20 protein-coding genes and 1 pseudogene are annotated in these 25,080 nt (G+C 72.8%); 10 read left to right on the plus strand and 11 right to left on the minus strand.

The genetic code is table 11. From position 1 onward, the window contains the following. Positions 1-42: 42 nt before the first annotated feature. Positions 43-1,212, plus strand: a complete 1,170-nt coding sequence (locus tag ACFVX9_RS15630; RefSeq protein WP_063345933.1) for a CapA family protein — start codon at positions 43-45, stop codon at positions 1,210-1,212. Positions 1,213-1,264: 52 nt separating this feature from the next. Here ACFVX9_RS15630 and ACFVX9_RS15635 read toward each other — a convergent pair whose 3' ends face one another. The 5 genes from ACFVX9_RS15635 to ACFVX9_RS15655 form a co-directional block, all read right to left on the minus strand. After that, positions 1,265-2,113, minus strand: coding sequence for an SAM-dependent methyltransferase (locus tag ACFVX9_RS15635; RefSeq protein ID WP_063345934.1), 849 nt, complete (start codon positions 2,111-2,113; stop codon positions 1,265-1,267). 58 nt (positions 2,114-2,171) lie between these two features. Further along, the gene (locus ACFVX9_RS15640) at positions 2,172-3,530 is read right to left on the minus strand and encodes an MFS transporter (RefSeq protein WP_387982028.1); all 1,359 of its coding nucleotides are present in this window, start codon (positions 3,528-3,530) and stop codon (positions 2,172-2,174) included. Positions 3,531-3,622: 92 nt separating this feature from the next. Next, positions 3,623-4,069: a 5-carboxymethyl-2-hydroxymuconate Delta-isomerase gene (locus tag ACFVX9_RS15645; RefSeq protein WP_387982029.1), complete on the minus strand. Its 447-nt coding sequence runs from the start codon at positions 4,067-4,069 to the stop codon at positions 3,623-3,625. Positions 4,070-4,153: 84 nt separating this feature from the next. Further along, positions 4,154-4,486 carry a ribonuclease domain-containing protein gene (locus ACFVX9_RS15650; protein WP_244293569.1) on the minus strand — a complete coding sequence of 111 codons (333 nt, stop codon included), beginning with the start codon at positions 4,484-4,486 and terminating at the stop codon, positions 4,154-4,156. Positions 4,487-4,772: 286 nt separating this feature from the next. Next, complete coding sequence (locus ACFVX9_RS15655) at positions 4,773-5,852, minus strand: phosphatidylinositol-specific phospholipase C domain-containing protein (RefSeq protein ID WP_387982031.1); 1,080 nt, start codon at positions 5,850-5,852, stop codon at positions 4,773-4,775. Between the two features lie 210 nt (positions 5,853-6,062). On the opposite strand from ACFVX9_RS15655, the gene ACFVX9_RS15660 reads away from it, so the two are divergent. Continuing rightward, positions 6,063-6,716: a dihydrofolate reductase family protein gene (locus tag ACFVX9_RS15660; RefSeq protein ID WP_063345937.1), complete on the plus strand. Its 654-nt coding sequence runs from the start codon at positions 6,063-6,065 to the stop codon at positions 6,714-6,716. A 115-nt stretch (positions 6,717-6,831) separates the two neighbouring features. Here ACFVX9_RS15660 and ACFVX9_RS15665 read toward each other — a convergent pair whose 3' ends face one another. Together ACFVX9_RS15665 and ACFVX9_RS15670 are read right to left on the minus strand one after the other, a co-directional pair. After that, entirely contained in the window at positions 6,832-7,716 is an 885-nt protein-coding gene (locus ACFVX9_RS15665) for a geranyl diphosphate 2-C-methyltransferase (RefSeq protein ID WP_380486253.1), read from the minus strand. Between the two features lie 55 nt (positions 7,717-7,771). Then, positions 7,772-8,941: pseudogene (locus tag ACFVX9_RS15670) on the minus strand (family 2 encapsulin nanocompartment cargo protein terpene cyclase); the annotation flags it as partial. Positions 8,942-9,322: 381 nt separating this feature from the next. Between ACFVX9_RS15670 and ACFVX9_RS15675 the strand changes: the two are divergent. From ACFVX9_RS15675 to ACFVX9_RS15705, 7 genes are all read left to right on the plus strand, one after another. Continuing rightward, positions 9,323-10,648, plus strand: a complete 1,326-nt coding sequence (locus ACFVX9_RS15675; protein WP_387982033.1) for a radical SAM protein — start codon at positions 9,323-9,325, stop codon at positions 10,646-10,648. A 140-nt stretch (positions 10,649-10,788) separates the two neighbouring features. After that, entirely contained in the window at positions 10,789-11,868 is a 1,080-nt protein-coding gene (locus tag ACFVX9_RS15680; RefSeq protein ID WP_387982034.1) for a helix-turn-helix transcriptional regulator, read from the plus strand. A 158-nt stretch (positions 11,869-12,026) separates the two neighbouring features. Beyond that, positions 12,027-12,659 carry a hypothetical protein gene (locus ACFVX9_RS15685; RefSeq protein ID WP_387982036.1) on the plus strand — a complete coding sequence of 211 codons (633 nt, stop codon included), beginning with the start codon at positions 12,027-12,029 and terminating at the stop codon, positions 12,657-12,659. A gap of 53 nt (positions 12,660-12,712) precedes the next feature. Next, entirely contained in the window at positions 12,713-13,309 is a 597-nt protein-coding gene (locus ACFVX9_RS15690; protein ID WP_063345942.1) for an RICIN domain-containing protein, read from the plus strand. A 490-nt stretch (positions 13,310-13,799) separates the two neighbouring features. After that, the gene (locus ACFVX9_RS15695) at positions 13,800-15,347 is read left to right on the plus strand and encodes a Na+/H+ antiporter (RefSeq protein WP_387982038.1); all 1,548 of its coding nucleotides are present in this window, start codon (positions 13,800-13,802) and stop codon (positions 15,345-15,347) included. 110 nt (positions 15,348-15,457) lie between these two features. Continuing rightward, entirely contained in the window at positions 15,458-16,162 is a 705-nt protein-coding gene (locus ACFVX9_RS15700) for a hypothetical protein (RefSeq protein WP_387982040.1), read from the plus strand. 141 nt (positions 16,163-16,303) lie between these two features. Then, the gene (locus ACFVX9_RS15705; RefSeq protein ID WP_387982042.1) at positions 16,304-17,548 is read left to right on the plus strand and encodes a cytochrome P450; all 1,245 of its coding nucleotides are present in this window, start codon (positions 16,304-16,306) and stop codon (positions 17,546-17,548) included. A gap of 72 nt (positions 17,549-17,620) precedes the next feature. Here ACFVX9_RS15705 and ACFVX9_RS15710 read toward each other — a convergent pair whose 3' ends face one another. The 4 genes from ACFVX9_RS15710 to ACFVX9_RS15725 form a co-directional block, all read right to left on the minus strand. Next, positions 17,621-17,992, minus strand: a complete 372-nt coding sequence (locus ACFVX9_RS15710) for a nuclear transport factor 2 family protein (RefSeq protein ID WP_387817424.1) — start codon at positions 17,990-17,992, stop codon at positions 17,621-17,623. 55 nt (positions 17,993-18,047) lie between these two features. Continuing rightward, positions 18,048-21,488, minus strand: coding sequence for a carboxylic acid reductase (car, locus tag ACFVX9_RS15715; RefSeq protein WP_387982043.1), 3,441 nt, complete (start codon positions 21,486-21,488; stop codon positions 18,048-18,050). Between the two features lie 147 nt (positions 21,489-21,635). Then, complete coding sequence (locus ACFVX9_RS15720) at positions 21,636-22,832, minus strand: cytochrome P450 (RefSeq protein WP_387982045.1); 1,197 nt, start codon at positions 22,830-22,832, stop codon at positions 21,636-21,638. Positions 22,833-22,862: 30 nt separating this feature from the next. Next, positions 22,863-23,639: an SDR family oxidoreductase gene (locus ACFVX9_RS15725; RefSeq protein WP_387982047.1), complete on the minus strand. Its 777-nt coding sequence runs from the start codon at positions 23,637-23,639 to the stop codon at positions 22,863-22,865. 355 nt (positions 23,640-23,994) lie between these two features. On the opposite strand from ACFVX9_RS15725, the gene ACFVX9_RS15730 reads away from it, so the two are divergent. Beyond that, positions 23,995-25,080: NADH:flavin oxidoreductase (locus ACFVX9_RS15730; protein ID WP_380376062.1), on the plus strand; the 1,086-nt coding region annotated here is incomplete at its 3' end.

Consider the following 25,080-nt stretch of genomic DNA (forward strand, 5'->3'; position numbering starts at 1 on the left):
CGGATGGCCAGTCACACCTTCCGATCGTGAGATGAGCCGACGATGTTGCTGCCCCACCGCCGGACCGCCACCGCGGCCCTCGCCCTGTTCCTCGCCCTCCCGGGCTGCGGCGCCCCGGACACCGCCCCGCCGCCCGCCGCCACGGCGACGCCCACCGCAACCGGGCCGCGACCGTTCACCCTGGTCGCCACCGGGGACGTCCTGCCGCACACCGAGATCATCCAGCAGGCCAAGGAGGACGCCGGCGGGAGCGGATACGACTTCACCGCCATGCTCGCCGGCATCAAACCACTGGCCAGCGGCGCCGACCTGGCCATCTGCCACATGGAGACGGTCTACGGCGCCGACGGCGGACCGTACACCGGCTACCCGACCTTCAAGTCCCCGCCGCACGTCGCCCGGGCCCTCAAGGACACGGGCTACGCCTCCTGCGACACCGCCTCCAACCACACCCTCGACGACGGCCCCGCCGGGATCAGACGCACCCTCGACGCCATGGACGCCGTCGGCCTCGCCCACACCGGCTCCGCCCGGACGGCCGACGAGGCCGGCCGGCCCGCCCTGCTCCGGGCCGGCGGCGCCACCGTCGCCCACCTCGCCTACACCTACGGGACCAATGACATCGCGCCGCCCGAGGGCCAGCCCTGGGCGGTCAACCTGATCGACCGGGACCGGATCCTCGCCGACGCGCGCGCTGCCCGGGCGGACGGCGCGGACCTCGTGGTGGTCAGCGTCCACTGGGGCACCGAGTGGCAGGACGCGCCGAACGAGCAGCAGCTCACCCTCGCCCGCGAGTTGGCCGTCGAACCGGCGCCCGGACAACCCGACATCGACCTGATCCTCGGCACCCACGCCCACATCCCGCAGGCCTACGAGAAGATCGGCGACACCTGGACGGTCTACGGCCTCGGCGACCAGCTCGCCGGACACATGTTCACCTACGACGGCGCCGAGGACCCACGCGGCAACTGGAGCTCCCTCGCCCGTTTCACCGTCACCCCGCCCGCCCGGCCGGGGCTGCGCTGGACGGTGAGCCGCGCCGAGTTCGTCCCGCAGATCACCGACCTCGGGCCGCCCTACCGGGTGCTCGACCTGCGCGAGGCCGTCCGCCGCAACCCTGGCCGCGCCGACTACGCCCGCGCCCTGGAGCACATCCGCTCGGTGGTGCTCAGCCGGGACGCGGGCGCGGCGGGGCTCACCATGGCGCCGTGAAACCATGAAGCCGTGAAGCCGTTGATCCGTAGGCAGTTGAGCGGAGAAGCCGTTACGGCTTGCGGCCCAGCCCCGCGTAGGCCGCCACCTCGTGGTCGCCGAGCACCGGGCCCTCGCCCAGCTCCGGGTGCCAGCGGTTGATCAGCACCACGCCCGGGTCGTCCAGTTCCAGCCCGGCGAAGAAGCGCTCGACGCCCGCGCGGGGGCGCAGGTGGTTCTCGATTCCGGCCTCCGAGTAGCGGCGGGAGCCGATCGCGACCAGGTCGGGAATCGAGTCGGCGGTGCCGGCGGTCAGCGCGAGGAAGCTGCCGGAGGGCAGGGCGTCGACCAGCGTGCGGACCGGCGGGTGCGCGGCCTCGTCGGAGAGGAAGTGCACGATGTTGATCAGCGTCAGCGCGATCGGCCGGTCGAGGTCCAGGGTGGCGGCCACCGCGGGATCGGCGAGGAACCTCCCCGGCTCGCGCAGGTCGCCCTCGACGTAGGCGGTGCGGCCCTCGGGGGTGCTGGTGAGCAGCGCGCGCGAGTGGGCGAGCACGATCGGGTCGTTGTCGACGTACACCACCCGGCAGGACGGGTCGACGGCCTGGACGACCTCGTGCAGGTTGGGCGTGGTGGGGATGCCGGTGCCGACGTCCAGGAACTGGCGGACGCCGTGCACCTCGACCAGCCGGCGGACCATCCGGTGCATCACCGCGCGGGCCTCGACGGTGGCGGCGCGCGAGCCGGGCCACTCCCCGAGGATGCGGTCGCCGACCTCGCGGTCCACCGGGAAGTTGGTCTTGCCGCCGAGCAGGTAGTCGTAGACCCGGGCCGGGTGCGCGCGGTCGGTGCGCAGGTCCACCTGCGGCGCCTCCTCGAACCGGACCCCGGTCAGCCAGCCGTCCGGACCGCTGTTCTCCATGTCTTGCCCTTCCGCACGTTCGTTCCCGTCCCACTCAACCACAGGAGGTGATCGAACGTCAGCCGCTTTGGGACGGTACCCGACCGCTGCGCGCCTTGACCGCCGGAGCCCCCACGGCGGCGACGAAGGACGGCACCCGCAGGGCGGTGACGAGGCCGAGCGCCGGGCCCAGCGTGCAGAGGGTGACGTAGCCGGGGATCAGGCCGAGGCGGTGGTGGTCGTGCAGCCACTCGGCGAGCAGCGGGAAGGAGCCGCCGAACGCGGCGATGGTGGCCGCGTTGACCACGCCGAGGCCGAGGGCGCGGACCTCCGTCGGGAACAGCAGGCCGGTGAAGACGTTGAGCGTCCCCAGCACCGTCGCCACCAGCATCCCCAGCAGCACGGCGACGACCTGGAACGGCAGCCAGCCCTGCCGCAGCCCGATCAGCAGGACCGGGACCAGCAGCACCGGCAGCGCGAACCCGGCCCGGGCCACCGGCAGCAGGCCGAAGCGGTCGGCGGCGGCGCCGCTGAGCAGCATGGTGGCCAGCACCACCGCGAGCACCACGGTCATGAAGGAGGTCGCCTCCTCCCGGTCGACCACCCCGTAGGCGGCGGCGTACTGCGGCAGGTAGACCAGGGCGAAGTAGTAACCGACCGTCCCGCCCAGGGTGTTGAGGAAGACGGTGAGCACCGCCCAGCGGTGCTCGCGCAGCACCCGCAGGAACGGCGGGCGGGCGCCCGTCGCCTCCGCCCGGGCGCGGCGGAACTCCGCGCTCTCCGGGGCCGCCCGGCGCACCCAGACGGCGGCCAGCCCGAGCAGCGCCGCGACCACGAAGGCCCAGCGCCAACCACCGTTGGTCACACCGGACTTGCCGAGGGTGTGCAGCAGCAGCGCGAGCACCCCGTAGGAGAGCAGCGAGCCGACGATGATCCCGCCGTAGGAGACCGAGCTGAACGCGAAGCGGTGCCGGGGCGGGGCCGTCTCGGTCACGTACGCGGCGACGCTGGGCGCCTCCCCGCCGAAGGCCAGCCCCTGCACCACCCGTGCGGCGACGGCCAGGACCGCCGCCCAGGCGCCGATCGTCCGCTGGTCCGGCAGCACGGCGATGCCGAGGCTGGCAACGGCGATCACGGACATGCCGAGGGTCAGGGCGAAGCGCCGCCCCCGGGTGTCGCTGAGCCGCCCGATCAGGTACGAGCCGACCGGCCGGGCGACGAACCCGACCGCGAAGGTCGCGTACGCCCCGAGCAGGCCGCTGACCCCGCCCTTGCCGTGCCCGAAGAGGTCCGCCGCGAAGTACGGGGCGAGGACGGCGTAGATGTTCCAGTCGAAGGACTCGACCACCGAGCCCACCGTGGCGGCGGCCAACTCCCGTCGCCTCCGGCCGGCTTGCGGCTCCTCGGGCGGCGGGGTGGTTCCGGTCCGATCTGTCATGGCCTCAGCATGGCACCGATCGGGGTGCCGCGGTATCGGACGCGGCGAGGTCCGCCGCCCCCGGCGGGCCGGTGCTACCGGCCGGGGTGGTGCTACCGGCCGGGGTGGTGGACGAAGCGGTAGGTCTCGCGGTCCAGTTCGGTGACCTCCACGCCGATCGCGGCGGGCACGTCGAGGCGGGCCTGAAGCGCGGCGAGCACCCGGGCCGTCAGCTCGGCACGCTGCGCGGTGCTGCGGCCGGCCAGGATCTTGATCTCCACCAGCACCACCGCGCGCCCGTCCGCCCCGTCGCCGACCACGTGGCGCCCGGCCGGGCGGAACAGCGTCTTGCAGTCCGCCACGGTGGTGTCGATCACCTCGGCGATCAGCCGGTGGACCTCCTCGGCGAAGCCCGCCTGGTCGAGGGCGAGGCCGGCGGAGTGGTCGACCAGGATCTGCGGCACGGAGACCTCCCGGGAGACGGAGCCCCCACGGGGCTCCTCGGACAGTGCCGCGACGCTACCGCGCGCGGCCGCCCGGCCCTCGGGCAGGGCGCTCACCGAGGTGCGGCACGGCGACGGCGCGGCGCTCCCGGTCCCCCGTTGCGCCGGGGGACCGGGAGCCCTGGAGCGTGAACAGCGTGGTCAGCAGCCGAAGTTGATCAGGCGGAAGGTCACGTAGTGGTCGCCGGTGTAGTAGTCCTCGCGGGTGCGCTGGCCGGTGACGACCCGGCGGGTGCCGCGGGTCGGCGAGCCGGGCGTCACCACGGTGTACTCGTGGTAGTAGCCGTAGGACTGGCTCGGCAGCACGCGCTCCTTGTTCTGGAACACCACGCCGTCCTGGCTGTACGGGAAGGGCCCGCCGGAGGCGATCAGGTTGAGCGTGGTGCGCGCCTGCGACGGCAGGGCGGACAGGCACACCGAGCCGCTCACCGCGGCGTGCGCCTCGGTGGCGACCGCGACGGGCGCGAGGGTCATCAGGGCGACGGCGGTGACGGCGGCGGCGCGGGACTTCCACGCGCGTAGAGTTCGGGTCATGACAACCAGCATGGCGACCGGCCCGGCCCGCCGAAAGCCCTGATCCAACTCTTCATCTCGGGTCAACTCGACGTACTCACGGCAGACTTGACCTGGAAAGCAGCTGGTCCGGGCCCGCCCTACGCCGAGCCGAGCCAAGGCGAGCCGAGCCGAGCCGAGCCGAGGCCGGACACGCCTGCGCCACCGGGGCGTTCACCGCCCCGGTGGCGCGTCCGGCGTCTCGGCGTCAGCCCCGGGGCAGGGCCAGGGACTGGACGGCCGGCAGCTTGCGCCAGTCGCTGGAGACGATGCTGGCGTGCGCCCGGGCCAGTTGCTCGGTGCGGGCGCGGGCCTGCTCGGCCGTCGGGTCGGTGGCACTGATGGCGGGCGCCACGTTGTGCGCGTCCGTCATGACCAGCAGGTAGTGCGAGCGGTCGTACCACGCGGTGTCGACGCCGTTGAGGTACGTGGCGGCGTCGCCGTCGAAGACCACGAACCAGGGCCGGATCCCGGCGTCCGCGCCCGTGTACGCGGCGCGCGGGTCGCCGGTCTTGGCGCCGTGCACGGCGGGGAACAGCTGGGCGTCGCCGATCCGGCCCGCGGCGGCGAGGTCGCGCAGGTGGCGGCCGTACTCGACATCGGTGTGCAGGGTGTCGAAGGGGTTGCTCTCCTCGACCGTCCCCGGGATCGCGTACAGCAGGACCTTTCCGGCCAGCGCCGCGCGGCTCGGCCAGTTGCCGGCCCGCACCGCCTCGTCGACGCCGGCGTACGAGCCGCCGCCCGGCTTGACGAGCAGGTCGGCGGGGCGCAGCACGGCCGAACCCAGGTGGGCGGCGATCAGCGCGTCCAGTTCCGTCGGCCCCATGCCGAGGTTGGCGGAGAAGCCCGCCTTCAGCTCCAGCTTGACGACCAGCGGGCCGGCGCCCGGGTGCGCGCCGAGCCAGACCCGGACGTCGTCGAGGCAGTTCTCCAGGTTCTTGTTGGCGCCGCCGCTGTAGAGCTGAGCCGGGGTGCTGGCGGCGGTGCAGTTGTTGGAGTTGCCGAGCGGGTTGGAGTGGCTGACCTTCCACTCCTTGGTGACGATGTCCGTCCAGATGTCCAGCTCGATCATCCCGGTGCCGGTGTCGAGCCCCTGGGCGAGGTACGGGTAGGCGGCCGGGTCGTAGGTGTTGTGCAGGCCCACGGTGGTGGCCGAGCCGAACGGCAGGTCCGCCGGGCCGCTCGCGGCCGCGTCCTGCGCCGCGTCGGCGGTCGCCGGTATCAGGGCCGCGGCGGCGGCGAGCAGGCCGGCCGCCAGGATGGCGGCGGCGGTGCGGCGTACGGTCACAGGTACTGTCCCCCCAAGTGCGGATGTGCCTCCGGCCGCCCCTCCCGGACGGTCGGACGAAGCATCGCCCACCAGGGCGAGCTTCGGGTGAAGAAGACACGACAATAGCGTGACGGCTGTACCGCTCCCGCCCGGGTTAGCGTGGGCCGTCCAGCAGGCGCGGCCCGGTCCGCGCCGGAGCACCGAGCACCGAGCACCGGAGGAACTCCCGTGTCCCTGGTCCGCGTCCACAACTTCTCGATCTCGCTCGACGGCTACGGAACGGGCGAGGGGCAGAGCCTCGACTCGCCGTTCGGCCACGCCGGCGACCGACTGCACGGCTGGTTCTTCCAGACCCGGACCTTCCGGCGGATGCACGGCCGGGAGGGCGACACCGGCGGCGACACCGGCGTCGACGACGCGATGGCCCGCACCTGGAGCGACGGCATCGGCGCGGAGATCATGGGGCGCAACAAGTTCGGCCCGCAGCGCGGCCCGTGGCAGGACCACGAGTGGCAGGGCTGGTGGGGGCCGGAGCCGGTGTTCCGCACCCCGGTCTTCGTCCTCACCCACCACCCGCGCCCCACGCTGGAGATGGCGGGCGGGACGACCTTCCACTTCCTCGACGCCACGCCCGAGGAGGCACTGCGCCAGGCCCGGGAGGCCGCCGACGGGAAGGACGTCCGGATCGGCGGCGGCCCGAGCACCGTCCGGGCCTTCCTGGCGGCGGACCTGATCGACCACCTGCACGTGGTGGTGGTGCCGATCGTCCTCGGCCGCGGCGAGCGGCTCTGGGACGGGCTCGAAGGCCTGGAGCAGCGCTTCCGCACCGAGGCGGTGACCAGTCCGAGCGGCGTCACCCACCTCACCTTCACCCGGCGGTGACCGGTCGGTAGCCGGGCAGCAGCCGAAGGCGGTGGCCTCCCCGCACCCGCGGGGAGGCCACCGTCACGCTCGGACCGTCAGACCTGTCGGACCGGTCAGGCCCGGCCAGAACCGGTCAGACCCGGTCGGCTGCGATCAGGACGTACTGGAACGAGCCGTCCCTGTAGGAGTTGATGAACGCCTCCTCGATGCCGGTGACCAGCGAGGAGGTGGCGCGCAGCTCCCAGTAGGGCAGGGTGGCGGGGGTCAGGTCGATGACGGCCTGCGGCACCAGCCGGTTGTCGGCCATGGCCCGCAGGTACTCCCGGCGGGAGTGGATGTTGCACTCGAAGTGCGCGTTGATCTGCGAGACCCACTTGGACGGCTGCCCGTAGGCGGGGTTCCAGCAGCCAGTGACGGTCACGTACCGGCCGCCGACGGCGAGGATCCGGGAGTGCTCGGCGAACAGGTCGTGCAGGTCGACGTACATGCTGGACTCGTTGTTCCACGAGCCCGCCACCTGGCCGGTCTCGAACGGCATGTCGAGCATGTTGCAGACCTGCGAGCGGACGAAGTCGCCGATGCCCAGCTCGCGGGCCCGGTTGTTGCCGAACTCGGCCTGCTTGGCGGAGAGCGTGACGCCCTGGACCCGGCAGCCGAAGCGCTGGTGGGCCATCACCATCGAGCCGCCGCGGCCGCAGCCGGCGTCCACCAGGGTGGCGTCGGCCGGAACCGCACCCAGGTGGTCGAGGAGCAGCTCGGCCTGCGCGGACTCCAGGCGGTGCAGCTCGGTGATCACCTTCTTCTCGCGCTCGCTGTCGGCCGGGTCGCCGATGGCGGCCTGGTCGACGTCGCCGATGCCGTAGTGGTGGTGGTAGAGGCCGTCCACGTCGCCGAGGCGAAGGTTGACCGGCCGTGCCTCGTGGTCCCAGTAGCGTGCGATGTCGCCCTGGTAGGGAGTCGCCGGCCCGGGGATGGCGGCGGTGTCGGCGGGGGTGGTGATGTCGTCGGTCAGGGACATGCGTCAGCTCCTAGCGGGTGATCAACGGAAGAGGGATGGCTGCCGGAAACGGTGGTTACCAGAAGTCGGGCAGGGTGTAGCGGAAGGAGTTGGTCCGGTGCCAGAAGTGGTTGCCGTCGACCCACGCGGACACACCGCGCAGGAACCGTACGAGGGTCGGGACGGGGCAGGCCGCGGCCAGCGCGGCCGCCTCGGCCTCGAAGGCGTGCATCAGGTCGTTGTGGACCTCGACCGCCTTGAGGTAGCCGTCCCGGTGCGAGCAGTCCTCGCGTTCGGCGATCACCACGGGCAGGTTCAGGTGCACTCCGGGAATGGACAGCTCCTTGGTGTACGAGTACAGATCGTTGACGATGGTGGTGGCGTTGCCGGCCAGGGCGATCACGCGCTGCATGGCGGGTAGCGCGTGCAGTTCGGCCGGCAGCTCGTAGCCGCCGACGGTGTCCGTGATCGTCGGGCAGGGGCGGAAGTTGTTGAACTGGCGCATCGCCAGGTACTCCCACACCTGCGGGACGTGCTCGGTCTCGGCCCACGACGCCTCGGCGAGGTACCCGAGGTGCAGCCGCGCCATGTCGTGCCGGAACCGGTCCGCCTGGGAGGGCGTGGAGGCCCGGGTGAAGTACTCCATCGCGGAGCGGTACGCCCGGCGGGGGGCGTCCTCGTGCAGCGAGGCCTCCCACTCCGGGTGGTACTCCGGCGTGGTGTGCAGCGGGTCGAGCGCGGTGTGCGCCAGTAGCAGGCGCCCGCCGAGGCCGACCGGTGAGCCGCCGTGGTCCTCGCAGTAGCAGTCGTCGACCGCGTTCTCGGCGACCATCAGGCGGGCGGCGAGCATCAGGTGGTCGACGCTGGGCGCGTCGGGGTGGCAGGCCACCATGTAGCGGCCGGTCGAGAAGCCGTCGAACTGCTTCTCCCAGTCCGGCGGGTACAGCTCGACCTCGTCCAGCGCCCAGGCCTTGATCCTGAGGCCCAGTTCCTCCACCCGCACCGGGTCGGGCTCGGCCACCGGGTGGTGGTAGAGGCCCGGGATGGCGTCGCCGGGCTTCGGCTTGGAACCACCCGGCTTGGAACCACCCGGCTTGGAACCGCCCGGCTTCGAACCGCCCGGCGCGGGGCTGTCGGACGCGGGGACGCCGGGCACGTGGGTGTTGGGTGCGGGCGCGGTCGGGACGGGGAGACTCGGTGCCAGGTTCAGGCCCGCGGTGCCCAGGCCGCTCGGCCCGCGCAGGATCCGCTCGATCGCCGAGGAGCTCATGACCCCACCGCCGCGGCGGCAGTGCGCTCGAAGGGTGTCCCCGCTCTGGTGCACAGGGGCATGGAGCCTCCTCTGACTCTGATGAAGGATCGCAAGACATGACGGCTTGTCACCTGGCCGACGGCGCGGGCGGTCTTCGAACGCGCCCCCGTCTCGCTCGGTTCACAACCGTAGGCGCGGGGGCCGGTTCGGAAACGTTCCGGACGATCTTCTACACCCGATCAGGTGAACGTGGGCCCGTATGGCGTTTGAAACGCCGCCTCCTCATGCATCGGTCCGCCGCGCCCGCCGGTGTAAGGGGGAGAAGAATGGCCACGACCCCGTGACGGAACGGGGCCAGGAAGGACGTACCAGCACATGGAGACCCAGGGCCGCAGCCGCACCGCACTGGTCGAGGACCTCATGGAGCGCTTCCCCGACGTGCCCCGGGAGGCCGTGATCAAGGAGGACCTGCTGCGCGGCGGCATGGCCTTCGACGAGTCCGCCCTCAGCGGCAGCACCGGCGCCGACGGGAGCGGCGAGGTCAAGCCGAAGTCGTACTTCATCTTCTCCTTCGACCACCGCACCCTGCCCGAACTCGGCGCGGCCGCGCTCAACCGCCCGCCGGAGGAGGTCGTGCTCACCGGCGGCCCGTACGGGCTGCGCCGCACCGTGGTGTCGGTGCGCGTCAACCCGGACTCGCCGTACCGGGTCGGCGCCGGGGAGGACGGCACGCTCGGCCTGTACCTCGACGGCGCGCGGATCGCCGACGTGGGCCTGCCCCCGATGCCGGACTACTACCGGCACGCCCTGGCCAACGGGAAGTCGGTGATGGAGGTCGCCCCGACCATCCAGTGGGGCTACCTGATCTACCTGACGGTCTTCCGGGTCTGCCAGTACTTCGGCGCCAAGGAGGAGTGCCAGTACTGCGACATCAACCACAACTGGCGCCAGCACAAGGCCGCCGGCCGCCCCTACACCGGGGTCAAGCCGGTCGAGGAGGTGCTGGAGGCGCTGGAGCTCATCGACCGCCACGACACCGCCCGCGCCTCCCAGGCGTACACCCTCACCGGCGGCGCCATCACCTCGCAGGTCGGCGGCCGGGACGAGGCCGACTTCTACGGCCAGTACGCCAAGGCCATCGAGGAGCGCTTCCCCGGGCGCTGGATCGGCAAGGTCGTCGCGCAGGCCCTGCCGCGCGAGGACGTCCAGCGCTTCCACGACTACGGCGTGCGGATCTACCACCCCAACTTCGAGGTCTGGGACAAGCGCCTGTTCGGGCTGTACTGCCCCGGCAAGGAGCGCTACGTCGGCCGCGACGAGTGGCACCGGCGCATCCTCGACTCCACCGAGGTGTTCGGCCCGGAGAACGTGATCCCCAACTTCGTCGCCGGGGTCGAGATGGCGCAGCCCTTCGGCTTCACCACCGTCGACGAGGCCATCGCCTCCACCCGGGAGGGCCTGCGCTTCTTCATGTCCCACGGCGTGGTGCCCCGCTTCACCACCTGGTGCCCCGAACCCACCACTCCGCTCGGCAAGGCCAACCCCCAGGGCGCCCCGCTGGAGTACCACATCCGCCTGCTCCAGGCCTACCGCGCCACCCTGGAGGAGTTCGGCCTCTCCTCCCCGCCCGGCTACGGCCCGGCCGGCCCCGGCAAGGCCGTCTTCTCGGTCAGCTCCTTCATGGACTCGCTGCCCGGCTGAGCCCCCGGCGCACGCCGCCCCCGACCGACATGACGGTACGTCAGGATGACGCCGGGGGCCGTCGGACCACCCCAAGGAGGAGGCGCCCCCCGCCGATCGGCGCGTGGGTGGGGGTACGAACAGCGTGTTAGCTTCCCGCCATGGGATTACGTGGGGCTCGTGGGGTGGCGGCGCGGTCGGCGATCGAGGGGATGCGGGAGCTCGCCGGGGAGGGGTTGACGGCGCCGGAGGTGTTCCGGCGGGCGGACGAACTGCTGCGCCCGGTCCTGGAGTTCGACGCGGTGTGCTGGCACACGGCGGATCCGGCGACCGGGCTGGTGAACTCGGTGCAGAGCGAGGACCTCAGCCTGACGGCGTACGAGCACGCCGTCAGGCTGGAGGTCTGGGAGGACGACCTGGCGACCTTTCCGAAGATCCGGCGCAGCGGGGTTCAGGCGGAGACGCTGAGCCGGGCGACCAAGGGGCGCCCGCAGGAGAGCGTGCGGTTCCGGGAGCAGGTGGCGCCGGCCGGGTTCGGGGACGAGCTGCGGGCGGTGTTCGACGCGGCGGGCGGGATGTGGGGGTGCGCGGCGTTCATGCGGGCCCCGGACCGCGGCCCCTACCTGGGGCGCCAGCGCGAGCTCGCCGGCGCCGCCGCCCGCCACCTGGGCAACGCGCTGCGGGCGTGCCACGTTCCGGCCGGCGCGCCGGACCAGGAGGGCGCGGGGCCCGCGGTCCTGCTGCTCGACCGGCGCAACCGGCTGCGGGCGATGTCCGGCCCGGCCGAGGACCTGCTCGACCGGCTGGCCGACCCCACCCCCACCTCGCTCAGCGTCCCGACCTCCGTGGCGATGGCCGCCGAGCACGCCCGCCGGGCGGCGCACGGGCTGGCCGCGCCGCAGACACCGGTGCGGGTCCGCACCCGGGACGAGCGCTGGTACCTGCTGCACGGATCGGCGCTGCGCGGTGACGCGGCGGCCGACGAGGTGACGGTGGTGGCCACGCCCGCCTCGCCGGCCGAGGTGATGCCGCTCTACCTGGCCGCGTACGGGCTGACCGCCCGCGAGCAGGAGGTGGCGCTGCTGCTGGTGCGCGGCAGCGACACCCGGGACGTGGCCCGGCTGCTCGCGATGACGCCGTACACGGTGCAGGACCACCTGAAGTCGGTGTTCACCAAGACCGGGGTGGGCAGCCGGCAGGAGCTGATCGCGCGGATCATGCTCGGCGGGGGGCGCTGCTGACCCGGGGCCCCGCGCCCCAGGCGCGCGCCCCGCCGTACGCCCCCAGGAATCTGGGATGGCCGCGACCCCGCCGCGAACGTGAAGATTTCCCCACGGGGGATTCACGTCATGCACATGACGGCTCGCAGTGCACCCATTTCCAGCGGAGGAGCACCCTCATGAGCTCGCGCACCCGGCGCACCGCCTTCACCTCAGGAGTCGCCGCGCTGGTCGCGGTGACCGGGCTCGGCCTCGGCGCCGCGCCCGCACACGCCGACACCACACCGCCGACCGCCACCTGTGACCCCGCCCGCGACTACCTGTGGGAGGACATCGCCTCCGCCCGGGTCGAACCGACCGTCACCGACTTCCTCGCGGTCGCGATCACCCCCGGCACCACCGGCAGTTACACCAAGACCCTCAGCGAGGTCGACTCGGTGAGCACCACGATCAACACCAGCACCGAGGTGAGCGCCGAATTCAAGGCGATCTTCGCCAAGGTGAGCGTCAAGGTCGGCTTCTCCGTGGCCAACACCAAATCGACCACCCGCACCACCACCGTCACCGACACCGTGAACTTCAACAGCCCCGGCTACTACGGCCTCTACCGCGGCACCCGAAAGGTCACCGGCGAGTGGGTCCGCTACATCTGCGCCCGCAGCGGGAACACCGGCTACTGGATCAACGCCAGCCCGAACGGCCCCGGCACCTTCACCACCTTCGACGTCCCGGAGCAGGGCACCGTCTCCTGCGCCTACCCGGAGCCGGCCGGCACCCTGCGCGCGGCCGCCCGGGCGCGACTCGTCTGCTGATGCCCAGGATCGCGGAAACGACCCAACCCATTTGCTGCGAAAGCGAGTCCACCATGCCCGAACCGCACCCTCGACGCTCCCGGGCCCGACGCCCGCTGAACGTCCTCGGCACGGCGGCCGCCGTCGGCGCCCTGCTGTTCACCGCCTCCCCCGCCGCCCTGGCCGCCCCCACGTCGGCCACCGCACTCGCCGCGGACCCGGAGAGCGAGTACCCCTGCGACCCCGGCCTCTACCGCATCAACACCGCCGGGGCCGACCGGCCGCTGACCGTCGCCCTCTCCTCCGGGAACCACGGCTCGGTCATCCAGTACTTCTGGGGCGACGAGTCGAACCAGAAGTGGCAGGTCTGCCGCAAGCACGCCTCCGACGGCCGCGAGCTGGTGTACTTCCGCGACAGCTGGCGCGGTTGGTGCATGGTCGTCGACCGCTGGGGAAAGGACGACGGCAACTGGATCATCACGGTCGGCTGCGGCGACGTCGTCCCCGAGAACCAGGCGTTCTGGATGGCGAAGGTTCCGGGCAGCAACCGCTTCGCCCTCCAGAACGTGAACTCCGGCAAGTGGGTCGCCGCCCAGAACCACAGCGACGGCCTGGGCTACCAGATCGTCCAGGACAGCCGACCGGACCTGTTCTACCTACAGGCCGTCTGACCGCACGGCACACCACGAGGAACGCCTGTCGTGCCAGGCCGGACAGCCCCGGCCGGGCACGGCGGGTCCGGGGCGCCGATCCGCCGGCCCCGGGGCACACGTCCAAAAATACCGGGTGGGGTATCCTGAAAGAACTGGCCGCCCCATCCGGGGGTGCGACGTGAGGAGTAGCGCGATGTGTCGACGAACCACCTGCCGGACGTGTGGCAAGGCAAGCTACGCGGGGTGCGGCATGCACGTCGAGCAGGTGCTCGCCGGGGTGCCCAAGTCCGGCCGCTGCGCCTGCGACCGGACGAAGGGCAAGGGCGGCGGCTTCCTGGCGAGGCTGCTCGGGCGCCGCTGAGGCACGACCGGCCGGGCACCCTGCCGTCCCGCGCAAACGACCCGATAAGATGACTGGCGGTGTGCCGGGAAGTCTGGTCGGCTCGGGGGACGACTGCAGCGCTCGGGCGGCGGCGACCCCGATCGTCGTGATGGGTCGTTTCCGCAGATGCGCGCCGTGGGGATCGTTCTGGTTCTGGTGGTTCTGGCCACGAGCGTGGCCACCTTCGCCCAGCGGTTGCGGGTGCCCGCGCCCTCCCTGCTGGTCCTGGTCGGCCTCGCGGTCGCGATGGTCCCGGGCGTGCCCGCGCTGCACGTACCGCCGCAGGCCATCGCCCTGGTGGTGCTCCCGCCCCTGCTCTACTCCTCCGCCGAGGAACTGTCGCTGCGTGATCTGCGCACGGTGTGGCGCCCGGTGACGATCCTCTCCTTCGGCCTGGTCTTCGCCTCCGCCGCCGCCGTGGGCTTCGTCGCCGTCGCCGTCGCCGGGCTCCCGCCCGCGATGGCGTTCGTGCTGGGGGCCGTCCTGTCCAGCACCGACCCGGTGGCCGTCACCGCGCTCGGCCGCCGGCTGGCGCTGCCGGGGCGCGTCCAGGTGCTGGTGCAGGCCGAGAGCCTGTTCAACGACGCCACCTCGCTGGTGCTGTTCAAGGTCGCCGTCGGCGTCGCCGTGGCCGTGGGCGGCACGGTGGACCTGCCGGCGGCGGGCGGCGAGCTCCTGCTGCTCGGCGGGGGCGGCAGCCTGGTCGGCGCCGCCGTGGCCGGCCTGGTGTGGCTGATCCGGCGCCGCACCGCCGACCCCGTCCTGGAGACGGTGATAGCCCTGGTCACCCCGTACGCGGCGTACGTGCTCGCGGAGTCCGCGCACACCTCCGGGGTGACCTCGGTCGTGGTCGCCGGCGTCCTGCTCGGCCGCTCCGGCCACCGCCTCACCGACGCCCGCATCCGGCTCCAACTGCACGCCGTCTCCGCGGTGGTGGTGTTCCTACTGGAGAGCGTCGTTTTCGGCATCGTCGGCCTGCAACTGCCCGCCCTGGTCCGGGACCTGCCGGCCGGCACCGGCTGGTGGCCGCTCCAGGCGCTCGCGCTGGCGGCCGTGCTGATCGCCGTCCGCGTGCTGTGGACGCTGCCGCTGACCCGCGGGGTCAAGCCCTCCCGCGGCCGGCTGTCCTGGCGGGTCGCCGGGGTCGTCACCTGGGCCGGCACCCGGGGCGTCATGCCGCTGGCGGCGGCCCTGTCCATCCCGCTGCTCACCGCGGACGGCAACCGGATCCCCGGGCGCCCGCTCGTCCTGGTGCTGACCACGGCGGTGGTCGTCCTCACCCTGGTCGTGCAGGGCCTGACCCTCGCCGCCGTGGTCCACCGCTCCGGGCTCGCCCTGGAGCCCGAGCACACCGCCCGCGAGGAGGACGACGCCCGCGCCGCCCTCAACCGCGCCGCCCTCGACCACGTCGACCACCTCGCCGCCCTGGAGGTCATGCCCGACACCGCGATCGACCGGGTCCGGCGCGGCCTCGCCGCCCGCCTCGACCGCACCCCCGAGACCCCCGACGGCACCACCGCCGACGCCGCCTACCGTCAACTCCGGCGCGAGGTCATCACCGTGCAGAACGCCCGGCTGCACCGCCTCTACGAGGAACACCTCATCAGCGACACCACCCTGCGCCGCCTCCAGCGCGACCTCGACCTGGAGCAGGCCGGACTCGGGCGGGTCTGACCGGCCTGACCCGGCCGGCCGTGACGGCTTGCGGCCCCCGGTCTTCCGCGCCCCCGCGCCGCAGGTCAGACTGTCGCGAGCAGTCCGACGCAGCACCGAACGGGGGCCACATGGCACAGGGCAGGAAGAAGCAGAAGAGACCACTGAGCGCGGCGGCCGCCGCCGCCCAGCGGCCGAAGAGCGCCAAGCGGAAGCCCCGGAAGGACAAGCCGCTCGCGCCCCGCACCATCCGCCGGGCGGCCGTCCTGGTCGCGGTGCTCGCCCCGCTGCTGCTCGTCGGCCTGATGGCGCTCGCCGTGGACCCGGACTACTCCGCCCTGTTCACGGTCCTCGCCGTGCTGGTGCTCATCGCCTCGCTGGGCGGGCTGATGGTGGTCCGGGCCGCCGGCTGGGTGCTCTGGCCCGGCGTCCTGCTGGGGATCCTGCTGCTGGCCCTGCCACCCACCACCATCCGGGCGGAGGTGCTCGCGCACCGCGGGGAGCGGACCGAGGTCGTCGTCACCGAGGCCCACAGCTCGAAGGACCGCAGCGGCCGGATCAGCTGGTCCTGCGCGATCCGCCGCGCGGACGGGAAGCCGCTGCCGCACCCCGAGTTCCAGGGCTCGGGCTGCTCCGGGTCCTCCTCCGCCGGCACCACCACCACCGTCCTCGTCGACCCCGACGGCTGGGCCCCGCCGGCCGGCACGGACCTGGACCTCGCCTTCCTGCACGGCGGCGTCTACGCCCTGGGCGGCCTCAGCCTGCTCTGGGTCCTGCTCGTCACCGCCGCCGCCCGCCGCAGCCTCCGGGACTCCCGCGCCGCAGCGCCCGCCTGACGGTCGGGCACCGCTGCTGCCGTACGTCCGCCACCCTGGGCCGGGACGCCCTCTCGACTGCGGCGGGGTTGCGGCCGCATCCTCGATCCGGTGCGCTGTTCCGGCGCCTCCCGCCCGCCCCGACCCGAGCGAAGGAGCCCCATGGACCGCCCGCTGGACCGCCCCCGCCTCGTCCTGGACCCCACCGGCCGCGACCGTGACGCCGAGACCGCCGAACTGTGCGCCCGCGGCCCGGCGACACCCGTCGACATCCTCGGCGTCGAGGCCTGGGCCGTGGCCGACCCCGTCCTGCTCGAAGAGCTCCTCAAGGACCCCCGGGTCTCCAAGGACGGCCACCAGCACTGGCCGGACTTCGCCGAGGTCGTCCCCACCTGGCCGCTGGCCCTGTGGATCACCGTCCGGAACATGTTCAACGCGCACGGCGCCGACCACCGCCGGCTGCGCCGGCTCGTCGGCTCCGCCTTCACGGCCCGTCAGATCGGCGCCCTCGCCGAGCGCATCGAGCAGCTGACCGACGCGCTGCTCGACGACCTGGCCGCGACGCCGCCCGGCGTGCCGGTCGACCTCCGCGAGCGGCTGGCCTACCCGCTGCCGATCCAGGTGATCAGCCGGCTCCTGGGCCTGCCGGACGACCTCCAGGAGGGGTTCCGGCACATCGTCGACCGGGTCTTCTCCACCACCCTCACGCCCGAGGAGTCCGAGGCCAACGCGGCGGCGTTCTTCGCCATGCTCGAAGGGCTGATCGCCGCGAAGCGCCGGCACCCGGGCGACGACATGACGTCCCTGCTGATCGCCGCCCGCGACACCGAGGGCGACGGCGCCGCGCTGACCGAGGAGGAGCTCCGCGACACCCTGTTGCTGGTGGTCTCGGCCGGCTACGAGACGACGGTGAACCTGATCGACAACGGCATCGCGCTGCTGCTCACCCACCCCGAGCAGCTCGCCACGGTCCGGGCGGGTCGGGCGCGGTGGAGCGACGTCGTGGAGGAGGCACTGCGCCGCGACGCCCCGCTGGCGCACCTGCCGCTGCGCTTCGCCGTCGAGGACATCCGGCTGTCGGACGAGGTGACGATCCGCCGGGGAGAGGTCATCCTCCCCTCGTACGCGGCCGCCGGGCGCCACCCCTGCCGGTACGGCACCACCGGCGACGTCTTCGACGTCACCCGGCCCGTGAAGGACCACCTCGCCTTCGGACACGGCCCGCACTTCTGCCTGGGCGCGCCGCTGGCCCGGATGGAGGCCGGGACGGCGCTGCGCAAGCTCTTCGAGCGCTTCCCGGACCTCACGCTCGCCCCGGGCGCCGAGCTGAGCCCGGTCGCGTCGCTGATCTCCAACGGCCACCGGTCGCTCCCCGTCCTGCTCACCGCCGGGCGTGCCGACGGCTGAGCGGGGGCCGCCCCGGCGGCTGGCGGCTGCTCGCCGGGCCCGCGCGCCCGGTCCGCGCGGGCGGTCGGTCCGTCAGGCCGTGCTGCCCTTCGGCACGGTGTAGAGGCACTCCTCGATCCGGTCGATCAGGCCGCCCTCGAACCGGAAGTACACGACGGTCGGGACCTCCTGGACGATCCCGTCGGCCGACAGCAGGTGGATGACGTGCTGCTGGAGCACCTCGTCCGGCTTCTCGAACTGGCGGAGGACCTCGAACCGCAGCGACTCGACGCCGGCGGCGAAGGCCTTGAAGTGCACGAGCCGCTCGTCGATCGCCTGCTCGTCCTTGCCGTCGTTCTGCCACACCGTGGCCTTCTCGGTGCACAGCGCCCGGAAGCCGGCGAAGTCGTTCGCCTCCAGCAGCCGCAGACCCGAGATGACCGTCTCGCCGATGCTCTGTGCCATGCCGAACTCCTGTGTCCGTCGGGTCGAATGCGGGGATGGTGGTGCGGTGCTGCGGTCAGTGGGGAAGCAGGCCGAGGTGGCGCAGGTCGGTGACGTACTTGCGGACGAGGGCCGCCGACAGGTGCGGGATGTCCTGGTCGGCGCCGACCTTGGCGGCCCGCACGGCGGCCCGGAACCCGGCGGCGGGGATCGCCGACCCGGGGACGCCCTCCCCGGGCCGCGCGAAGGCGCGCAGCAGGGGCAGCAGCGAGTGCTGGCGCTGCTTCTCCGGCAGGGCGCGCAGCGCGGTGGTGATCCGGGCAAGCCAGTCGTCGTAGTCGTCGACCCGCCGGATCGGGTGGCCGGCCTCGATGAGCCAGTCGACGAAGGTGTCCAGGCAGACGCCGTCGTCGTGCGGGTTCAGCGCGTTGAAGGTCCGGTAGCCCTCGGTGGCCCGCGCGCCCAGCGCGGTGACGGCCTCGGCGGTGAAGTCGACCGGCAGGCCGTCGTAGTGGGCGCGCCCACCGCCCCGGTAGAAGGAGCCCGGGGCGATGCCGGTGGCGAGCAGGCTGAGCAGCAGGCGGGTGAACACGTCGGGCACGTTCAGCTGCCCCCGGTACCTGCCGTGCGCGAGGATCATGTCCGACCGCAGGGTGACGACCGGCAGTCCGCACAGGTCGTGGGCCTCGCGGAGCAGCACCTCGCCGGCCCATTTGCTGGTCGCGTAGCCGTGCGCGTACCCGTCGGATCCGGGCGCGGATCCGCCGCCGGAGCCCCGGGCGAGGTGCCGCACCGGGCTGGTGACGCGGATGTCGCCGTCCTCGTCGAGGGCCGCGGCCGCGGCGCCGGCCACCACGGCGACGGTGGACACGTAGGTGACGGGCTTGAGCCGGGCGGTGAGCGCCAGCCGGATCAGTTCGGCCGTACCGACGACGTTGGGCCCGAACAGCTGGTCGTAGGGCAGCACGTGGTTGACCAGGGCGGCCGGGTGGACGATCAGGTCCACGGTGTCGGCCAGCCGCTGCCAGGTGTCCTCGGCCAGGCCGAGCCGCTGCTCGCCGATGTCGCCCGCCAGCACCTCCAGCGTCCCGTCGGCCAACTCCCGGTACCGCCGGAGCAGTTCGGCGTCACCGCTGTCGAAGGCGGCCTCCAGCCGCTTAGCCGCGACGGCGGCGTCGGCGCCGCGGACCACGCAGACCAGCCGGCCGCCCGCGGGCGCCAGGCGTTCCAGCCACTCCAGGCACAGGAAGCGGCCGAGGTAGCCGGTGGCCCCGGTGAGCAGGACGGTGCGGACGGCGCCGTCGGGGCGGGGCAGCGTCGGGGCGGCGGCGAGCGTCGCCGCGTCGAGGAACCTGTCCAGGGTGAGGTCGCCGGCCCGGGCCTCGGCGGCGTGCTCGCCGTGGACGGAGGCGGCGGTGGGCCGCGCGGCGCCGGAGCGGCGCCGCTCCTCGATGTAATCCGCCACCCGTGCCAGGTCGTTGGCCGGGCTGATCACCACCCCGACCGGGACCTCGACCCGGAAGATCTCCGTCATGAGGGCGGCGAAGGACAGCGCGGACAGCGAGTCCCCGCCCAGGTCGGTGAAGTGCGCGTCGGCGCTCAACTCGGCGCCCGCGCAGCCCAGCAGCGCCTGGGCGGCCCGGCCGACCGTCTCCAGCACCGGCTGGTCGGGCCCGGCCCGGCGCAGCTCGCGCAGCCGGCGCTCCTGCCCGTCGGCGAGTTCGGCGTAGAGCCGTTCCAGGGCCTCGCCGTAGCGCTCCCGGAGCCGGGGGCGCAGCGGTTTGTGGCTGTCGGCGAGCAGGCCGTTCGCGGCGCTGAAGGGTTCGGTCTCGATCAGGATGTCGCGCGGGATCTCGTAGGAGTTGAGCTCGGCCTCCTTGGCGATCCGCTGGAGCGACTCGATGAGCAGCGGTTTGAGCGACTCGGTGTCCCCGCCGGCCCTGGCCAGCGCGTCCGGGGCGGGGACCACCACGGCGAGCGGGTAGGCGCGCTCGCTGTTGCCGTACACGAAGACCTGCCGGATCAGCGGGCTGGCGACGAAGGCGGTCTCCAGGCGGGAGACGGCCACGAACTCGCCCTGGGAGAGCTTCAGGACGTCCTTGGTGCGACCGACGTAGACCAGCCGGTCAGGCCCGGTCTCGGCCATGATGTCGCCGGTCCGGTAGTAGCCGTCCGCGTCGAAGATCTCGGCGGTGAGTTCGGGCCGCTTGTAGTAGCCGGGGATGGCGGTGGCGGTCTTGAGCAGCAGTTCCCCGCGCGGGTGCGGCGAGTCGGTCCGGAAGTAGCCGAGTTCCGGGACGTCGACCAGCTTGTAGTCGATGACCGGCGGGCGCTGCACCACCGAGTCGAGCAGCACCCCGCCGGCCTCGGTGGAGCCGTAGCCGGTGTACAGGTGGAAGCCCAGGCAGGACTCGACGAAGGCGGCCACTTCGGCGGAGAGCGGGGCGGTGCCGCAGAAGGCCTTGGTGACGCGCCCGCCCAGGACGTTCTCCCGCAGGTCGGTCTTGACCGCCGTGTCGACGTCGCCGGGTTCGCCGGAGCGCCGGTCCAGTTCGCTGCGGTACCGCTGGAAGAGCAGGTCGCAGATGCGCGGGACCATGGTCAGCTCGGTGGGGCGGACCAGGGCGATGTCGTCGAGCAGGGTGGACAGGTCGCTCCTGGCGGTGAAGTGGCCGACGCCGCCCCGGGAGAGCGAGCCCATCAGCGCCCAGTGGCCGGCGAGGTGGCTCTGCGGCATGTAGTGGACGCTGACCGGGGGTGCGTCCTCCGCGCCGTAGCTGAAGCCGTTCCACGCGGTGCGGACCAGCCGCTGGGGGTACACCGCCCCCTTCGGGGTCCCGGTGCTGCCGGAGGTGTAGATGAGCAGCGCCAACGGGTCTTCACCCGGGGCGGCGACGAACAGGGGCGCGGGCGGCAGGCCGGCTCCGGCGTCGATCACGGCGGCCAGCGGGTCGACGGCCACCGGGCGGCCGGCCCCGGCCAGGCGCCGCCGGGCGGATGCGAGGGCGTCGCGCTGCTCGGCGACGTCGGGGCGGTAGTCGAACACGATCAGGCGCCGGATCGAGGGCGCCCCGAGGACGGCTTCGACGGCGGTGTCCAGCCGCTCCATGCTCGCCGCGAGGGCGCGCGGTTCGGTCTCCGCGACGATCGGCGCCAGCTGGGACAGCGGCGCGCTGGACTGCAACGGCACGACCACCACGCCCGAGTGGAGACACGCGAGGTCGAGCGTGGCGTAGTCGGTGCTGGTGAAGCCCAGGATGCAGAGCCGGTCGCCGGCGCTCAGCGGGTGGTCCGGGTGGTGGTGCCACTCGGTGGCGACGGCGCGTACCCGGGCCCACAGTTCGCGGTAGCTGACGGTCTCGAAGCGGGGCAGCAGGCGCCCGGTCACGGGCTCCCGGGCGCGTTCGCCGAGGGCGGGCCGGTCGCCGTAGCCCTCCATGATGGCCGCCATGGCCTCGGCGAGTCCCTTGTCCGGATCACGCACGGCCGCGGTGATCGCCTCCAGTGGTTCGGCCATGCTGAGCCCTCCCGTAGCGTCCGGCTGGTGTCCGGCATCCGGTTGATGTCCGGCGGCCGGCTGATGTCGACGTGTGACCTGGGGCGGGCCGGCCGGAGCGACCGCCGGCCCGTCGGGCCCGGGCGGTCGTTCCGGCCGGCGGGCGTCTCACCAGGCGACCGGCAGCGCGTCCGCTCCGCGGATGAGGCGTTCCGTCCGCCAGGTGACCTGGTCGGCCGGCACGGCGAGGTGCAGACCGGGCAGTCGGCGCACCAGGGATTCCAGGACGACGCGCAGTTCCATCCTGGCCAGCGCCGCGCCGAGGCAGTGGTGGATGCCGTGCCCGAAGGTGACGTGCGGGACGATCCCCCGGTGGAAGTCGATCTCCTCGGGGCGGTCGAACACCTCCGGATCCCGGTTGGCCAGGGAGAACTCGGTGACCACCGCGTCGCCGGCGCGGACGGTCTGCCCGCCCAGTTCCACGTCCTCGGTGGCGATCCGGGTGAAGCCGGCGGTGGCGCTGATCGGGATGATCCGGGAGAGCTCCTCGACCGCGTCGGGGATCAGGCCGGGATCGGCGACGAGCTCGTGCCAGAGGTCGGGCCTGGTCAGCAGCGTGTAGACGAAGTTGCCGATCTGGTTGGCGGTGGCCTCCTGGCCGGCGGACAGCAGGCTGACCCCGAGGCTGACCAACTCCTCCTCGGTGAGCCGGTTCTCCTCGTCCTCCACGGCGACCAGTTCGCCGAGCAGGTCGCTGGTGGGCTCGACGCGGCGCTCGGCGACCAGGCCGCCGAGGTAATCGTTGAGGTGCCCGCGGTCCCGTGCGGAGCGGGCCGGGTCGGAGAGCATCAGCAGGCCGTCCACCCAGGCGTTGAACCGGTCACGGTCCTCGACGGGCACGCCGAGCAGTTCACAGATCATCGTGATCGGCAGCGGCCAGGTCAGCATCTGGGTCAGGTCGGCGGGCGAGCCCGTGGCGATCATGGTGTCGAGCAGTTCGTCGACGATCTGCTGGGCGCGCGGGCGCATCGCCTCGACCCGGCGCACGGTGAAGGGGTTGGCGACCCTGCGCCGCAGCCGGCTGTGCTCCGGCGGGTCCATGCTCAGCATCGAGGTGCGGGGCAGGCCGGCCGAGACGATGCGGGGCACGTCCTCGCCGGCGGCGGCGGCCCGGCTGAACCGGGGGTCGGCCAGCACCGTCCTGACGTCGGCGTGGCGGCTGACCAGCCAGGCGTCGCCGCCGTAGGGCAGGCTCACCCGCAGCACCGGCTGCTCGCCGCAGGCCTCGGCCAGCTTCGGGTCCACGTCGAGCTGTTCGGCCGGACCGAACGGATAGGCCCGCGGCCCTTCTTCTGTCGCGGTCATCGTGTCAGTCCTTCCAGTCCTGGCGGGCGGTCACAGGGACGCGCTCTTGCCGCCGTCGATGACGAGGTTGCTGCCGGTGATCCACGAGGCGCGCCGGGAGACCAGGAAGCCGACGGCCTCGGCGATGTCCTCGGTCTGGCCGATCCGCCCGAGCGGGACCTCGTCGGCCCAGTCCCCCTCCGATTCCATGCCGAGATAGTCGACGATCTTCTCGCGCGCCTCATCCGCCCCAGGAGTCATCACGTTTCCCGGGGAGATCGCGACGACCCGGATTCCGTCCGGCGCCAACTCGACCGCGAGACCCTTGCTGTACACCTCCAGCGCGGATTTCGCGGCGGCGTAGTGCAGGATCATCGGGTAGGAGGAAATGGTCGCGATGGAGGAGAGGTGCACGATGACCCCGCCGTCGGCCGCGCGCATGGCCGGCACGAGTGCGGCATTGAGCCGGACGGCGGCCAGGAAATTGATGTCGACCGTGTACTGCCAGTCGTTCTCGATTTCCAGCGCGGTCTGGAAGGCCCGGCAGCCGCCCGCGTTGTTGACCACGATGTCGACCCCGCCGAGGGAGTCCAGCGCGGCGTCGGCGAACGCCCGCACCCCGGCCGGCGAGCTGAGGTCGGCCTGGATGAACTTGGCCGCGGACGGGGTGTGTTCGGTGGGGTTGCGGGCGGAGGTGACGACGGTGGCGCCGGCGTCCAGCAGGTGCTGCACGATCGCGGCGCCGATGCCCCGGCTGCCGCCGGTGACCACGGCCCGTTTGCCGTCCAAGTCGTGGGAAATCTGCGCGGTAAGGCGACTCTCGCTCACCCTGGGTTCCGCCACCTTTCGTTCCTGGGAAATTCCTTTCCGCGACACTGGTCGGCAAGGGAATCAATTCTCCAGTTGCGACCCAGAAGGCGACGCGGAACCACCTGCACCACTATCCGTGATCTCCCGGACACGGTCAACATGATTGTGTCGATGCCCTGCATCGCCTGAGGCAATGCAGGACGGATGACGGCACCCGCTGGACGCCGCGATCAACAGGGTCGATAATCGTGCGTTACCCATGTGCATCCGGCCACAGCATTTTCCGCGCGACCCGGCGGCGATTCGCCGGAGCAACGGAGAGGGCGCACACGGAATGTTCACACCATGAGTGCCGAGAACTCGGGAGAAAAGCATGTCCAGCTTGGACGAGCCGTTCGTCGTGGGTGATCTGACGGTCCCCAACCGCATCGTGATGGCCCCGATGACCAGGATGCAGTCCCCCGGCGGCGTGCCGGGCGAGGAGGTGGCCGAGTACTACGCCCGCCGGGCCGCCCACCAGGTCGGACTGATCATCACCGAGGGCACCTACGTCGACCGCGCCGCCGCCCGCGCGTACGACCACGTGCCCCACTTCCACGGCGAACAGGCGCTGGCCGGCTGGGCCCGCGTGGTGCAGCGGGTGCACGAGGCCGGCGGCCGGATCATCCCGCAGCTGTGGCACACCGGGGTCGTGCGCACCGGGACGGAGCCGCCCGCCGAAGGCCCGTCCGGGATCGGCCTGGACGGCGCCCCGGCCGGGCGGGCCATGACCCAGCGGGACGTCGACGACACCGTCGCCGCCTTCGCCGAGGCCGCGGCGACCGCCGAGCGGCTCGGGTTCGACGGCATCGAACTGCACGGCGCGCACGGCTACCTGATCGACGACTTCCTGTGGAGCGGCACCAACCGGCGCACCGACCGCTACGGCGGCGACCCGGCCTCCCGCGCCCGCTTCGGCGCCGAGATCGTGCAGGCCGTCCGCGCGGTCGTCAGCCCGGGCTTCCCGGTCTTCTTCCGGTTCTCCCAGTGGAAGGTCGGCAACTACGGGGCCCGCATCGCGCAGAGCCCGGCCGAGCTGGAGCAGCTGCTGACCCCGCTGGCCGACGCCGGGGTCGACGCATTCCACGGCTCCACCCGGCGCTACTGGCAGCCCGAGTTCGACGGCAGCGACCTCAACCTGGCCGGCTGGGCGCGCAAGCTCACCGGCAAGGCCGCCGTGACGGTCGGCTCGGTCGGCCTGGACCAGCAGTACGGCGAGGGCGAGTTCGCCCAGGGCTACACCAGCCAGGCCGGCGTGACCGGCATCGACGAACTGCTGGCCCGCCTCAAGCGCGACGAGTTCGACCTCGTCGCCGTCGGCCGCACCCTGCTCGCCAACCCGGACTGGGCCGCCAAGGCGCTGCGCGGAAACCTCGCCCGGACCGTCCCGTACGACCCGGCGGTGCTCACCAGCCTGGCC

Source organism: Kitasatospora sp. NPDC058243, assembly GCF_042882025.1.
In the GTDB taxonomy this organism is placed as follows: domain Bacteria; phylum Actinomycetota; class Actinomycetes; order Streptomycetales; family Streptomycetaceae; genus Kitasatospora.

Bases quoted from the DNA above. Each gene is read 5' to 3' on its own strand.
- ACFVX9_RS15720 (WP_387982045.1), bottom strand. From the start codon at position 22,832: ATGACCGCGACAGAAGAAGGGCCGCGGGCCTATCCGTTCGGTCCGGCC.
- ACFVX9_RS15695 (WP_387982038.1), top strand. From the start codon at position 13,800: ATGCGCGCCGTGGGGATCGTTCTGGTTCTGGTGGTTCTGGCCACGAGC.
- ACFVX9_RS15705 (WP_387982042.1), top strand. From the start codon at position 16,304: ATGGACCGCCCGCTGGACCGCCCCCGCCTCGTCCTGGACCCCACCGGC.
- ACFVX9_RS15700 (WP_387982040.1), top strand. From the start codon at position 15,458: ATGGCACAGGGCAGGAAGAAGCAGAAGAGACCACTGAGCGCGGCGGCC.
- car (WP_387982043.1), bottom strand. From the start codon at position 21,488: ATGGCCGAACCACTGGAGGCGATCACCGCGGCCGTGCGTGATCCGGAC.
- ACFVX9_RS15630 (WP_063345933.1), top strand. From the start codon at position 43: ATGTTGCTGCCCCACCGCCGGACCGCCACCGCGGCCCTCGCCCTGTTC.
- ACFVX9_RS15665 (WP_380486253.1), bottom strand. From the start codon at position 7,716: ATGTCCCTGACCGACGACATCACCACCCCCGCCGACACCGCCGCCATC.
- ACFVX9_RS15685 (WP_387982036.1), top strand. From the start codon at position 12,027: ATGAGCTCGCGCACCCGGCGCACCGCCTTCACCTCAGGAGTCGCCGCG.
- ACFVX9_RS15650 (WP_244293569.1), bottom strand. From the start codon at position 4,486: ATGACCCTCGCGCCCGTCGCGGTCGCCACCGAGGCGCACGCCGCGGTG.
- ACFVX9_RS15640 (WP_387982028.1), bottom strand. From the start codon at position 3,530: ATGACAGATCGGACCGGAACCACCCCGCCGCCCGAGGAGCCGCAAGCC.
- ACFVX9_RS15680 (WP_387982034.1), top strand. From the start codon at position 10,789: ATGGGATTACGTGGGGCTCGTGGGGTGGCGGCGCGGTCGGCGATCGAG.
- ACFVX9_RS15675 (WP_387982033.1), top strand. From the start codon at position 9,323: ATGGAGACCCAGGGCCGCAGCCGCACCGCACTGGTCGAGGACCTCATG.
- ACFVX9_RS15690 (WP_063345942.1), top strand. From the start codon at position 12,713: ATGCCCGAACCGCACCCTCGACGCTCCCGGGCCCGACGCCCGCTGAAC.
- ACFVX9_RS15635 (WP_063345934.1), bottom strand. From the start codon at position 2,113: ATGGAGAACAGCGGTCCGGACGGCTGGCTGACCGGGGTCCGGTTCGAG.
- ACFVX9_RS15710 (WP_387817424.1), bottom strand. From the start codon at position 17,992: ATGGCACAGAGCATCGGCGAGACGGTCATCTCGGGTCTGCGGCTGCTG.